The 13,019-nt window shown below is 68.5% G+C and carries 14 protein-coding genes; 6 read left to right on the top strand and 8 right to left on the bottom strand.

The window, feature by feature from the left end; genetic code table 11:
• The first annotated feature begins 163 nt into the window (after positions 1-163).
• The 5 genes from KHC23_RS15975 (at position 164) to KHC23_RS15995 (ending at position 4,715) form a co-directional block, all read left to right on the top strand.
• The gene (locus KHC23_RS15975; RefSeq protein ID WP_213373656.1) at positions 164-2,389 is read left to right on the top strand and encodes a primosomal protein N'; all 2,226 of its coding nucleotides are present in this window, start codon (positions 164-166) and stop codon (positions 2,387-2,389) included.
• A gap of 88 nt (positions 2,390-2,477) precedes the next feature.
• On the top strand, positions 2,478-2,642 hold the full coding sequence (locus KHC23_RS15980) for a DUF5993 family protein (protein WP_213373657.1): 165 nt from the start codon (positions 2,478-2,480) through the stop codon (positions 2,640-2,642).
• A gap of 10 nt (positions 2,643-2,652) precedes the next feature.
• A complete protein-coding gene (locus tag KHC23_RS15985; RefSeq protein WP_213373658.1) occupies positions 2,653-3,267 on the top strand; it encodes a disulfide bond formation protein B in 615 nt (204 codons plus the stop codon).
• 205 nt (positions 3,268-3,472) lie between these two features.
• A complete protein-coding gene (locus KHC23_RS15990; protein ID WP_213373659.1) occupies positions 3,473-3,766 on the top strand; it encodes a hypothetical protein in 294 nt (97 codons plus the stop codon).
• Positions 3,767-3,770: 4 nt separating this feature from the next.
• The gene (locus tag KHC23_RS15995; RefSeq protein WP_213373660.1) at positions 3,771-4,715 is read left to right on the top strand and encodes an AEC family transporter; all 945 of its coding nucleotides are present in this window, start codon (positions 3,771-3,773) and stop codon (positions 4,713-4,715) included.
• A gap of 12 nt (positions 4,716-4,727) precedes the next feature.
• Here KHC23_RS15995 and KHC23_RS16000 read toward each other — a convergent pair whose 3' ends face one another.
• The 5 genes from KHC23_RS16000 to KHC23_RS16020 all read right to left on the bottom strand — a co-directional run bounded on the left by KHC23_RS16000 (position 4,728) and on the right by KHC23_RS16020 (position 9,267).
• Positions 4,728-5,999 carry a glycerophosphodiester phosphodiesterase family protein gene (locus KHC23_RS16000; RefSeq protein WP_213373683.1) on the bottom strand — a complete coding sequence of 424 codons (1,272 nt, stop codon included), beginning with the start codon at positions 5,997-5,999 and terminating at the stop codon, positions 4,728-4,730.
• Between the two features lie 76 nt (positions 6,000-6,075).
• On the bottom strand, positions 6,076-6,735 hold the full coding sequence (locus KHC23_RS16005; protein WP_213373684.1) for a DUF2161 domain-containing phosphodiesterase: 660 nt from the start codon (positions 6,733-6,735) through the stop codon (positions 6,076-6,078).
• A 53-nt stretch (positions 6,736-6,788) separates the two neighbouring features.
• Entirely contained in the window at positions 6,789-7,520 is a 732-nt protein-coding gene (locus KHC23_RS16010; RefSeq protein WP_213373661.1) for a spermidine synthase, read from the bottom strand.
• A gap of 66 nt (positions 7,521-7,586) precedes the next feature.
• Positions 7,587-8,465, bottom strand: a complete 879-nt coding sequence (gene gluQRS, locus KHC23_RS16015) for a tRNA glutamyl-Q(34) synthetase GluQRS (RefSeq protein ID WP_213373662.1) — start codon at positions 8,463-8,465, stop codon at positions 7,587-7,589.
• Positions 8,466-8,484: 19 nt separating this feature from the next.
• Positions 8,485-9,267 carry a succinate dehydrogenase iron-sulfur subunit gene (locus KHC23_RS16020; protein WP_213373663.1) on the bottom strand — a complete coding sequence of 261 codons (783 nt, stop codon included), beginning with the start codon at positions 9,265-9,267 and terminating at the stop codon, positions 8,485-8,487.
• Positions 9,268-9,708: 441 nt separating this feature from the next.
• On the opposite strand from KHC23_RS16020, the gene KHC23_RS16025 reads away from it, so the two are divergent.
• On the top strand, positions 9,709-10,335 hold the full coding sequence (locus KHC23_RS16025) for a class I SAM-dependent methyltransferase (RefSeq protein WP_213373664.1): 627 nt from the start codon (positions 9,709-9,711) through the stop codon (positions 10,333-10,335).
• Between the two features lie 34 nt (positions 10,336-10,369).
• Here the strand turns inward: KHC23_RS16025 and sdhA are convergent, their stop codons facing one another.
• From sdhA to sdhC, 3 genes are read right to left on the bottom strand one after another with little or no spacing between them, the layout of a single operon-like run.
• Positions 10,370-12,208 carry a succinate dehydrogenase flavoprotein subunit gene (gene sdhA / locus KHC23_RS16030; RefSeq protein WP_213373665.1) on the bottom strand — a complete coding sequence of 613 codons (1,839 nt, stop codon included), beginning with the start codon at positions 12,206-12,208 and terminating at the stop codon, positions 10,370-10,372.
• Between the two features lie 4 nt (positions 12,209-12,212).
• Positions 12,213-12,611, bottom strand: coding sequence for a succinate dehydrogenase, hydrophobic membrane anchor protein (sdhD, locus tag KHC23_RS16035; RefSeq protein ID WP_213373666.1), 399 nt, complete (start codon positions 12,609-12,611; stop codon positions 12,213-12,215).
• 2 nt (positions 12,612-12,613) lie between these two features.
• Entirely contained in the window at positions 12,614-13,006 is a 393-nt protein-coding gene (gene sdhC, locus KHC23_RS16040) for a succinate dehydrogenase, cytochrome b556 subunit (protein ID WP_213373667.1), read from the bottom strand.
• Positions 13,007-13,019 lie beyond the last annotated feature (13 nt).

Genomic DNA, 13,019 nt, shown 5'->3' on the forward strand with positions numbered 1-13,019 from the left:
AGGAAATATAATGGTCAGGACAGCGAAATCAGCGCCTTACTTGGGAAATGTGGGTATAGAACGCGTCGCGATCCCGGCTCTCGCCCTGCCCGCCCGGGATGACGGCGCCGGTCTTCATGCAGCCATCGGAAGAGCCCGGCCGATGCGCTATGAAGACCCTGCCATGCCGAATTCTCCCGATTCCCCTCCCCTGTTCCCGCCCCGCGAGCGCGTGGTCGACGTGCTGCTGCCGGTCGCCATCGGCTCGGCCTATTCCTACCGCGTGCCGGACGGCATGGAGGTCGCAGTCGGCGACATCGTGGTGGTGCCGCTCGGCACCCGCAACATGCTCGGCTGCGTCTGGCCGCGCGGCGACACACCCAAGCCTGCCGACGCCAAGCCGGTCGACCGCGCCCGACTGAAGCCGATCCAGCGCCGCTACGACGTGTCCCCGCTGAAGGCGGAGATGATCGCCTTCATCAACTGGATCGCCGACTACACGGTGACGCCGCCGGGCATGGTGCTGCGCCTCGCGCTGCGCCACGACGAGAGCGCCGGCCTCGCCCGCGAGCGCACCGGCGTGCGGCTCACCGACCATCGCCCGGAAAGACGGACCCGCGCGCGCGAAAAGGTCATCGCCGCGCTGGAGGACGGGTTCGTCCGCGCCAAGAGCGAGGCGGCGAAGGAGGCCGGCGTGTCGCCCTCGGTGGTGGACGGGCTCATCGATGACGGCGTGCTGGAGACGGTGGTGCTGCCACCCGAGCCCGCCGCCGAGGCGCCGGACCCCGACCACGCGGTGCCCGCGCTGCTCCCCGCGCAGGCGCAGGCGGCCGCCCGGCTGGTGGCGTCGGTGAAGGACGGGACCTTCCAGCCCTTCCTGGTCGACGGCGTCACCGGCTCGGGCAAGACCGAGGCCTATTTCGAGGCGGTGGCGCAGGCGATCCGGCAGGGCCGGCAGACGCTGATCCTGATGCCGGAAATCGCCCTCACCCAGGCCTTTCTCGACCGCTTCGCCCGCCGCTTCGGTGTGCGTCCGGCGGAATGGCACTCGGCGGTGTCGACGAGACGGCGGGGGCGGATCTTTCGCGGCGTGGCCGCGGGCGAGGTCTCCGTGGTGGCGGGTGCGCGCTCGGCGCTGTTCCTGCCGTTCGCCGATCTCGGGCTGATCCTCGTCGATGAGGAGCACGACGCCGCCTACAAGCAGGAGGATGGCGTCCATTACCACGCCCGCGACATGGCGGTGGTGCGGGCGCGGCTGGAAGGGGCGACCATCGCCCTCGTCTCCGCCACCCCTTCAATCGAGACGGAAGTGAACGCCCGGCGCGGGCGCTACGTCAGGCTGGCGCTGCCCGAGCGCTTCGCCGGCACCAAGGTGCCCCGGCTGGAGCCCATCGACCTGCGCCGCGAAGGCCCGCCGCGCGGCCAGTGGATCGCCCCGCGCCTGGCGCAGGAAATGGCCCGCACCGTCGAGGCCGGTGGGCAGGCGCTCCTGTTCCTCAACCGGCGCGGCTATGCCCCGCTCACCCTCTGCCGCGCCTGCGGCCACCGCATCCGCTGCCCCTCCTGCTCCTCCTGGCTGGTCGAGCACCGCTTCCGCCGCCGGCTCGAATGCCACCAGTGCGGCTATGCCATGCCGGTGCCGAACGAGTGCCCGAACTGCCACGAGCCCAATGCGCTCATTCCCTGCGGCCCGGGGGTCGAGCGGCTGCACGAGGAAGCGGCGAAGCTGTTTCCGCAGGCCCGGCTGCAGGTGCTCTCCAGCGACCTCGCCGGCGGGGTGGAGCGGCTGCGCGCCGAGCTGAAGGCGATCGAGGATGGCGAGGTCGACATCATCATCGGCACCCAGCTCGTCGCCAAGGGGCACAATTTTCCCGGCCTCGCCATGGTCGGCGTCATCGACGCCGATGTCGGGCTGGGGCATGGCGACCCGCGCGCGGCCGAGCGCACCTTCCAGCTGCTGCATCAGGTCGCCGGCCGTGCCGGCCGCCATGAAGTGGAGGGGCGCGCCTTTCTGCAGACCTACATGCCGGACCACCCGGTGATGCAGGCGCTGGTGGCCGGCGACCGCGACGCCTTCTACGACCGCGAGATCGCCATTCGCGAGGAAGCGCACCTGCCGCCCTTCGCCCGCTTCGCCGCGCTCATCGTCTCCGGCACCGATGCCCACGCCGCGCAGGCCCATGCCCGCGCGCTGGCCGCCTGCTCGCCGTTTACCGACAAGGTGCGCGTGCTCGGGCCGGCCGAGGCGCCGCTGGCGCTGATCCGCGGCCGCCACCGCTACCGGCTGCTCGCCCGCTGCGAGCGCGGCTTCGACCTCTCCGCCTATGTCCGCGCCTGGATGGCCGGCGCCCCGCGCGCGCGCGGCAGCCTCAAGGTAGAGATCGACATCGATCCGCAAAGTTTCGTGTAGAGCCGCGAACTCTGCCGCGGTGCGTCACGACATTGCGGCACACTCCTGCTTTGTTGGCAGGCGGTAGGATTTGCCGGCCTCGCGGAGCGTGCAGCGACGTGATGAGTCTCCGTTTTTCGGGTTTTTCGTCAGCCTGGCGTTTGCGGCCGCCGGCAGGCGGTGCTTCGCGGTCGCCGCCTGCCTGGTGTCGATCGGCCTGCTGCTGAAGCTGTTCAAGCCGCACGCCACCTCCTCGCTCGACATCGTGCTGTGAGGGTCGCGCCATGAACCCGCACACCCCGAACACGCAGACATCACCCGGCCTCCTCACCCCGGAACTCTCCCGCCTGCTCAACGCGCTCGGCCTTCTCGCCGTCGGCGCGGTGCTGCTGGTCGCCTTCTACGACCAGTTCGTCGGCGGCGAACTGCCCTGCCCGCTCTGCATCCTGCAGCGGGCGGGCTTCGTCGGGGTCGGCGTCGGGCTGGCGCTCAACCTCAAATTCGGCCCGCGCGCCAGCCACTACGCCATTGCCATGCTCTCCGCGATAGCCGGCGGCGTGGGCGAGGCGCGGCAGGTGCTGCTGCACATCGTGCCCGGCACCGGCACCTTCGGCGCGCCGTTCCTCGGCATGCATTTCTACAGCTGGGCGCTGCTGCTGTTCATCGTCATCGTCGCCGGCTGCGCCGTTCTGCTGCTGTTCGACTGGCAGTTCGAGCCCGCCCCGCGCGTGCATGGGCTCGGTGGGCTGGCGCTGCTGGCCTTCGGGCTGATCGCCCTGCTGGCGCTCGGCAACGGCGTTTCCACCGTGCTCGAATGCGCCGGCGGCCTGTGCCCGGACGATCCGGCAGGCTACCTCCTGCTGGAGGGTGAACCGCCTGCCCCCCCGCCCACCCCCTGAGCGGCGATCCGGCAGACGGCGCGCGCCCGGGAGCCCCGCGACCATTGACGAGGGCGCGCGGGGCGCCTAGCTTCGGTGCCATGATGATCGTTTCCATCGAGAGCGCGCGCCTTCGCGCGGGACGGCGAATTCGTCGCCCGGCCGACACGCTCGGCCGGGATTGCTGACGCACGCCTCCCCTATTCTCTCGTCATCGGACACCATCATGACCGCCGGTCTCTGCCGCCATCGCCTCGTCGTCGAGGCGGATGCCCATCCCAACCTCATGCTCCGCCTGCTGGAGCCCTTCGCCGTTCACGATGTCCAGCCGACCCGCATCCGGCTCGACGGGCCGGCGGACGGCAGGATCGACCCCGCCAGCCTCGGCACCATGAAGGCGGAAATCGCCTTCGTCGCGGCCACCGAGATCGCCGAGCGGCTATGGGCACGCATCGACGTGATGGTGCCGGTGCGTACCTCCCACCTCGTGTCGAGCGCCGCCACCGAGATCGCGGCCTGAGCGAATGCTGACCCAGCTCGGCGCCATCGCCCTGGTCGTGGCGCCGGTCTTCGGGCTGATCGGGCTCGGCTATCTCGCCTCGCTGTCCGGCCATCTGCGCGAGCGCGCCGCCGAGGGCCTGTCCGAATATGTGTTCGGGCTCGCAGTGCCGGTGCTCATCTTCAAGACGCTGGCTGAGGCGCAACTGCCGCAGGAAGGCCAGCCCTGGGGCTACTGGATCGCCTATTTCACCGGCGCCTTCCTGGTCTTCGCGCTCGGCATGCTGGCGGCGCGGCGACTGTTCGGGCGCGGCCACACCGAAGCGGTGATCCAGGGCTTTACCGCCGGCCAGGCCAATACCGTGTTCGTCGGCGTGCCGCTCATCCTCCAGGCATTCGGGCCGGAGGGGGCGGTGCCGCTGTTCCTGCTGATCGCCATCCATCTGCCGATCATGATGGTGCTGGCCACCGTGCTGGCGGAAGGCGCGGCGGCGGGGGTGTCGCTCGCCACGCTGAAGCGGCTGGGGCGGATGCTGGCCTTCAACCCGATCCTGATCGGCATCTATGCCGGCGGCATCGCCAAGCTCGCCGGCTATGTACCGGGCGGGGTGCTGAAGCAGACGCTGGACATGCTGGCCGCCTCGGCGGTGCCCTGCGCGCTGGTCTCGCTCGGCCTCGCGCTGCACCGCTACCCGATCCGCGGCGATGTCGGCCCGGCCGTTCTCATCACCACGCTCAAGCTCGCCGTGCACCCGGCCATTGTCTACGCGCTCACCCGGGTGCTGCCGATGCCCCCCGTCTGGGCCGACGTGGCGGTGGTGTTCGCCGCCATGCCCTGCGGCATCAACGCCTATCTGCTGGCCCAGCGCTACCGGTCCGGCGTTACCGCCTCGGCCAGCGCGGTCTCGCTGTCGACGGCGGCGAGCCTGTTCACCGTCACCGTCTGGTTCCTCATTCTCGGCGTCAGCTGAGAAGCGTGCCGCTCAGTCCAGCTTCATGCAATTGGCGTAGAAGGTGGTGGTCGCCGGCCAGTCGGAGAACACGCCGATCACGCCGATGTCCCGGGCCAGGACGTCGAGCAGGGTCAGCGTGTCGCCGTCGCGGTCGATCACCGGTTTGACCGACTGGTAGTAATAGCCGCCGCCATCCTTCAGCGGGCCCGAGCGTTCCAGCGACCAGGCGATGAGGCCGAGCCCGGCCTTCTTGGCCTCCTCGGCATAGCGCGAGGGAACGATCTTGCCGTCCTGCGCCGTCACCAGCATCCACAGCGGCGGGGCGAGGATCTTCACGCCCTGATCGGCCAGTTCCTGCATGGAGGGCGTCCAGGTCTCCGGCTTCATGTTGTCGAAGCCCTTGCCGGTCTCGTCGCGGTCGTCGAGGAACACGGCCTGGGCGCCGAAGGCCGGCTCCGCCTTCAGCCAGTAGAGCACGTCGCGCAGCTGGAACGACTGGGCATAGACGTCGGAGGGCGCCACGCCGGCCGCCTTGTATTCGTCGATCATCTGCTGGGCATAGGCATCCTGCGTGTAGTCGCCGTCGAACGGCATGGCGACTTCCGGCGCCTTCAGCTCCGGCGTGAACTTCAGCCCGAGCGACTTGACCAGCGCGATATACTCCTTGTGCGACATCAGCGTCGCACGGTCGACATAGAGATCGGTACGCCAGCGCGGCGTGGCGTTCATGTAATCCGCCACGGTCGTCGCATCGGGATTGGCGGCGTCCATCTTCGGCTTCAGCGACTTGAACTCGGCCAGCGTCAAGTCGCTGGTGCAGCACTTCGCGCGCGCCTTGCGCCCGCTCGCCGGGTCGGCGGGCGTAAAGCCCTCGCTGCATTTGGCGGCGAGTTCGGGGCGGGCGAGGATGTCGGTCGTGGTGGCCAGGTCGCACTGCGCGTGGCGGCACACCAGCTCCCGGTCCTTGGTGAAGGCGACGTCGCACTCGATCACGCCGGCACCCATGCGGGCGGCGGCAAGGTAGCCCTCGCGCGTGTGCTCGGGAAACTGCAGCGGCGCGCCGCGATGCGAGATGGAGAACGCCTTGGCCGCGAACGGCCCCTCGCAGCGGGCGAGTTCGTCCTTCAGCGGCCCGTCCTTCATCTGGTCGACGAGATGGAACGGGCGCGGGCCGATCTCGATGCTGCCGATCCCGCCCACGCCGGTCTCGGCCGCCGCCGGGGCGGCGAGCGCAGCCACGAACACGGCCGTGGCAAAGGTCCGGATGGCGGGACGCAAGGCGGCGCGCAGGGGGTGGAACATGGTCACGGAGCTCTCCTGTGGGCTCGGGCGGTGCGCCTTGGCTATCCCCGGCCGGTGACAGCGGTTTGACGCGGCATCAGCTCGCGACCGCCTGCGGCCAGCGCGCCAGCGCCTCGTGCCCCGCCGGGGTGAGCGCGTAGACGCCCCGTTCGGTGCGGGCAAACCAGCCATAGACATTGTCCAGCAGGATCTTGCCGGCGTCCGGCGCGCGGGCGCGCAACTCGCGCGGGCGCCGCGGCCCCGCCACCATGGCCGCCGCGCAGGCAAGCGCCTGCTGCCGATAGGCGGTCATGATCGGCTTGCGCGAGCCCCCGCCCGCCACCGGGTCGCCGAGCCGCCGCCGATGCTCCGTCATCAGCTTTGAGCGCCGCCGCGGGTCCTTGCGCGGCATCGCCGCGTCCGGGCTGACGAGGATCGCCACCTCGCCGCCGGGCGAGACGACGAGCATGCCGAATCCCAGCCGGCGGCAGAGATTGCGGAAGCGCGAATCGCTCTCACGCCCCTTGCCGCGCAGCGAAGCCGGCGCCGCCAGCCATACCTCGTCGCAGGCGCCGGCGCGGTCGACCCCCTGCAACACGAGTTCCAGATTGAAGCTGAGCTTCATCTCGCCGATCACGACGACCGGCGTGTCGTCGCCGGACAGTGCCACCAGATCGCAGCCGCCGACCTCCCCCTTGACGGTGAAGCCGCGTTCTTCGAGGAACCGCTTGACGGGCAGGTAGAGCGAGGTCTCCAGCGTCGGCACTCCGTGTGGTGGCGGGGGGCTCCGCCGGCGGGTTCAGGCTCGTGTCAGTCCCGGCCGCGACGCGGCGGGACAGGCGGTCTGGTCGAAGGGGATTTGGTGCCGCCCGCGCCCGTGGTGGCGAGCCAGATGACATGGCGCGCCCCGCTCTTGCCATGGGCCCGCACACGCGCCTCCTCCACGGCAAAGCCGGCACGGCGAAGCCGGGTGGTGAAGGCGCCGTCAGGCGCGGAAGACCATACCGCCAGCAACCCGCCCGGGCGCAGGGCGGCGCGCGCCGCCGCCAGGCCGGCGGGGCTGTAAAGCCCGTCATTGGCCGCCCGGGTCAGCCCGCCCGGCCCGTTGTCGACATCGAGCAGGATGGCGTCATAGGCCGCCGGGCCGGCGCCGATCAGGCGGGCGACATCACCCTCGAACAGGCTGACGCGCGCATCGGTCAGGCTGTCGCCGAAGAGTTCCGCCATCGGCCCGCGTGCCCAGGCGATCACCGCCGGCACCAGTTCCGCGACGACGATCCGCGCATCCCCGCCCACCTCGCCGAGCGCCGCGCGCAGGGTGAAGCCCATGCCGAGCCCGCCGATCAGCAACCGCAGCGCCGGGCGCTTGCCGAGCCGCTCGCAGGCCAGCGTGGCAAGCGCCTTCTCGGAGCCGCTGAGGCGGCTGTTCATCAGCTCGGTGGCGCCGGCCATGATGGAGAACTCATCTCCCCGGCGCTTCAGGCGCAACTCCCCGAGCCCGTCGGGCACTGGGGCGGTATCGAGCACGGTCCAGGGAATCATCGGGCGTCTCATCGCAGAATGCCCCCTTCGGTAGCGCCGATAAGGGGTGCCGGACAAGCGCGGCGGCTACAGCCCCGCCAGACGCCGCACCTCGCCGGGCGTCGCCCCCTCCGCCCGCAGCGTCTTGAGGCTCTGCGAGCCGATGGATTTGGAGAGCTTTCGCCCTTCCGCGTCCAACAGCAGGGAATGGTGGGTGTAGAGCGGCGCGGGAAGCCCCAGCAGCGCCTGCAGCACAAGGTGCACCGAGGTTGCCGGCTTCAGATCGGCCCCGCGTACCACATGGGTGATGCCCTGCCGCGCATCGTCCACCACCACGGCGAGGTGATAGGAGGTCGGCACGTCCTTGCGGGCGAGGATCACGTCGCCCCAGGCGCGCGGATCGGCGACGACCCTCTCCGCCCTGCCGGTCGCCCTGTCTACCTCCTGCCAGCCGAGCGGCCCGGCGCTTTCCACCGCCTGCGCCAGGGCCCGCGCCATGTCGAGCCGCAGCGCATAGGGCTCGCCCGCCGCCACGAGGCGCGCCCGCTCCGCCTCGCTCATGCCCTCGCGGGCGAAAGGAAAGACCGGCGCTCCATCGGGGTCGCTCGGCCAGCCGGGCCGGGACGCGACGGCACGGCGTATGTCGCCCCGGCTCTCGAAGCTGGCATAGACCAGCCCGAGCGCCGCCAGCCGGCCCAACGCAGATCCATAGTCGGCGAAGTGATCGGACTGCCGACGCGCCGGCCGCTCCCAGTCGAGCCCGAGCCAGGTCAGGTCCTCGTAGATCGCCGCCTCGAATTCCGGCCGGCAGCGCGCCAGGTCGATATCCTCGATCCGCAGCAGCAGCCGCCCGCCGGCCGCGCGCGCCATGGCCTCGTTCAGGAGAGCCGAGCGCGCATGGCCGAGATGCAATAGCCCGTTCGGGCTGGGTGCGAAGCGGAAGGCGGGGCGGGAAATGTCGTTCATCGCCGCCACGATGGCGCGCTCAGAACTGGCGCGCCACCATCATCTTCTTGATCTCGGCGATCGCCTTGGCCGGGTTCAGCCCCTTCGGGCAGGCCTTGGCGCAGTTCATGATGGTGTGGCAGCGATACAACCGGAACGGGTCTTCGAGGTCGTCGAGCCGGTCGCCGGTGGCCTCGTCGCGGCTGTCGATCAGCCAGCGATAGGCCTGCAGAAGGGCGGCGGGGCCGAGATAGCGGTCGCCGTTCCACCAGTAGCTCGGGCAGGAGGTCGAGCAGCAGGCGCACAATATGCACTCATACAGCCCGTCCAGTTTCTCGCGGTCGCCGCGCCCCTGCCGCCATTCCTTCTCCGGCGCCGGGGTTTCGGTGTGCAGCCACGGCTCCACCGAGGCATGCTGGGCGTAGAACTGGGTGAGATCCGGCACCAGGTCCTTCACGACAGGCATGTGCGGCAGCGGGTAGATCTTCACCGCCGAGGCATCGACATCGTCCATGCTCTTCAGGCAGGCCAGCGTGTTGGTGCCGTCGATGTTCATGGCGCAGGAGCCGCAGATGCCCTCGCGGCAGGAGCGGCGGAAGGTCAGCGTCGGGTCGACCTTGTTCTTGATCCAGATCAGCCCGTCCAGCACCATCGGCCCGCAATCGTCGCGGTCGACAAAATAGGTGTCGACGCTGGGATTCTTGCCGTCATCCGGGTTCCAGCGGTAGATCTTGTACTCGGTCAGCCGGTTGGTACCGGCGGGCTTGGGCCACACCTTGCCTTCGACAAGCTGCGAGTTCTTCGGAAGCGTGAGCTGGACCATATTATACTCGCAGTTCTAGTCAGCGTTTCGTTCGATAGCTTGCCGGCTCGGCGAGCCCGCCCGCCGAGGCTGCGACAAGTCGCGACTCGCCCGGCGCCCACCCAATACACGCGTTTCCCGGCGCGCCGCTCCGGCAAGGCCGGATGGGCGCCCGTTTACCGGGACACCCCTTCCCTCTATGCTCCCGCACGCAATATCTCGCCGTCGCTTCTGCCAAAGCAAAGCCACCGCCTTCGTTCCCTTACCCGTCTTGGCCCTTCGCAAGGACCTCGCTGTGCATGAAACAGGCATGAAATGATCTCGCGATTTCGGGAACTTTCCAAGAAGACGTTCAGGTTTACTCGAGAAAATGGCCTTCCCGCGACATTGAAGCGGGCCTACAGATTTGCCTTTAAGCAAGATCCCTTGACGAGGTTGATCCGCCAGAACAAGGGCAAGGACATGAGCCCGATCTTTGATCATATTTACGAGAACAATCTCTGGCGCAGCGATGAATCGCGAAGCGGTCCGGGATCGACCCTTGCCGGCACGGCGAATATCCGTCAAGAGCTACCAAAGATCGTCGAAAATCTTTCATTGACGTCCATCCTCGATGCACCCTGCGGCGACTTCTACTGGATGAAGGAAGTCACGTTTCGAGATGGTTTCCGATATATCGGAGCAGACATCGTCAAGCCGATGATCGAAGCCAACCGGCAAGCCTATGAAAAGCCCTTCAGCCGGACCTTTCTCACTCTCGACATTACAAAAGACCCGCTCCCCGAAGTCGGCCTTTTCTTCTGCCGCGATTGCCTTTTTCACCTGAGCATTGCAGACATAAAAAAGGTTTTCGACAATTTCCTGCGCAGTGGCACGCCTTACATGATGACGACGACGCATATCAACACGGACCAGTTCGTCAATACCGACATCAATTCCGGCAGCTTTCGCTTCATCGACCTCTTCAAGCCACCCTTCAATCTGCCGGCCGACGTGCTCGCCCGGGTCGACGACTACCACATGGGCATCGTGCCCCGCGAAATGTGCGTCTGGTCGCGGGAGCAGATCGCGCAAGCCCGTGGCAGCTGAACATCTGTCGAGGTAAGCGTCCACCCGGATCCCCTCAATACACCCGCTTGCGCGGCTCGATGTACTGGATGTCGTTCGACAGCGTGTAGGTGTGCACCGGCCGGTCGTCGAGGCGCACGGAGCGCGTCTCGAAATCCATGAAGGCCAGCGTGTGCTTCATCCAATGCGCGTCGTCGCGGTCGGGATAGTCCTCGCGCGCATGGGCGCCGCGGCTCTCGGTGCGCGCCGCCGCGCTTTCCATCGTCACACTCGCCTGCACGATCAGATTGTCGTATTCGAGCGTCTCGATGAGGTCGGAATTCCAGATCAGCGAACGGTCGGTGACGTCGATGTCGCTGGAGCCGGCGAACACGTCGGCGATCAGCTTGCGGCCTTCCTCCAGCACTTCGCCGGTGCGGTAGACCGCGCAATTGTTCTGCATCACCTTCTGCATGGAAAGGCGCAGCTCGGCGGTGGGGGTGCCGCCATGGGCGTTGCGGAAATGGTCGAGGCGCGACAGGGCGAGGTCGGCGGAACCGGCCGGCAGTTCACGCTGCTTGTCGCCAGGCGTCAGGATGTCGGCGCAGCGCAGCGCCGCCGCGCGGCCGAACACCACCAGATCGGTCAGCGAGTTGGAACCGAGCCGGTTGGCGCCGTGGATCGACACGCAGGCGCATTCGCCCACCGCCATCAGGCCGGGCACCACATGGTCCGGGTTGCCGTCCTTCTTGGTCACCACCTCGCCGTGGAAATTGGTCGGGATGCCGCCCATGTTGTAATGCACGGTCGGCAGCACCGGGATCGGCTCCTTGGTCACGTCGACGCCGGCGAAGATCCGGGCGCTCTCGGAAATGCCCGGCAGGCGCTCATGCAGGATCGCCGGGTCGAGATGGTCGAGATGCAGGTAGATGTGGTCCTTGTTCTTGCCGACGCCCCGTCCCTCGCGGATCTCCATGGTCATGGAGCGGGAGACGACGTCGCGCGAGGCGAGGTCCTTGGCGGAGGGGGCGTAGCGCTCCATGAAGCGCTCGCCCTCGGCATTGGTGAGATAGCCGCCCTCGCCGCGCGCGCCCTCGGTGATCAGGCAGCCTGAACCGTAGATGCCGGTCGGGTGGAACTGCACGAACTCCATGTCCTGCAGCGGCAGGCCGGCGCGCAGCACCATGGCGTTGCCGTCGCCGGTGCAGGTATGGGCGCTCGTCGCCGAGAAATAGGCCCTTCCATAGCCGCCGGTGGCGAGGATCACGGTCTGCGCGCGGAAGCGGTGCAGCGTGCCGTCATCCATCTTCAGCGCGACGATGCCGCGGCAGCGGCCCTCGTCGTCCATGATCAGGTCGAGCGCGAAATACTCGATGAAGAACTCGGCCGAGTGCTTCAGCGCCGCGCCGTAGAGCGTGTGCAGGATGGCGTGGCCGGTGCGGTCGGCGGCGGCGCAGGTGCGCTGCGCCGGGCTCTTGCCATAGTCCACCGTCATGCCGCCGAACGGGCGCTGGTAGATCCGGCCCTGCTCGGTGCGCGAGAACGGCACGCCCCAGTGCTCAAGCTCGTACACCGCGGCCGGCGCGTGGCGCACCAGATATTCGATGGCGTCCTGGTCGCCCAGCCAGTCCGACCCTTTCACGGTGTCGTACATGTGGTAGCGCCAGTCATCGGTGCCCATATTGCCGAGCGAGGCGGCGATGCCGCCCTGCGCCGCCACGGTGTGCGAGCGGGTGGGGAACACCTTGGTGACGCAGGCGGTGCGCAGCCCCGCCTCCGAACAGCCGACCACGGCGCGCAGGCCGGCGCCACCGGCGCCCACCACCACCACGTCATAGGTGTGGTCGGTGATCGGGTAGGCGGCACTGAGCGACGCGCCGTTGGCGGCGCCATTGGCGGAAGTGGTGCCGGCCATGGTGTCAGCCTCCGAAACTGATCTTGAGGACGGCGAACGCACCGGCGCTGCCGACCGCGATGGTAAAGAAGGTATTGGCGACCAGCGCCAGCACCTTCGTCCCCTCGGCGTGGACGTAATCCTCGATCACCACCTGCATGCCGATCTTCATGTGGTAGCAGACCGAGAACAGCAGCAGCAGCAGCACGATGGCAACCAGCGGGTGGCCGAGCATGGCGAGCGTGGCCGCGTGCCCCTGCCCCGCGACGCAGATGACGATCGGCAGGGCGATGAGGATCAGCAGCAGGTTGGCGAGCGCGGTCAGGCGCTGCAGCCAGAAATGGCCGGTGCCGGAGCGCGCCGAGCCGAGGCCGGCGACCCGCCGGCGCGGGGTGCGCATGGAAGAGCCCGGGGAGACGCTCATGTTCAGCCCTTCACCAGCCAGATGACGATCCAGAGCGCCACGGTGAGCGCGATCGACCCGCCGATGGTGAGCTTGGCGAACAGTTCGCGCGGCCCCGGGCCGAAGCCGGCGCCGGTGTCCCAGACGAAGTGGCGGATGCCGCCGATCGCGTGGTGGATCAGTGCCCAGCTGTAGCCGACCAGCACGAGAAGGCCGATCCAACTGCCGAAAAGACCGTTCACCACCTCGAAGGCCCGCGCCGAACTGGCGGCGGCGAGCAGCCAGATCACCAGCAGCAGGGTGCCGAAATACAGCGCCACGCCGGTGATGCGATGCACGATCGACATCATCATCGTCAGCATCGGCCGGTAGATTTGCAGATGCGGGGAAAGGGGCCGCTCGGCCGCTCCTGCCATGTCGGTGTCCCAG

The organism is Ancylobacter dichloromethanicus, assembly GCF_018390645.1.
GTDB lineage: Bacteria > Pseudomonadota > Alphaproteobacteria > Rhizobiales > Xanthobacteraceae > Ancylobacter > Ancylobacter dichloromethanicus.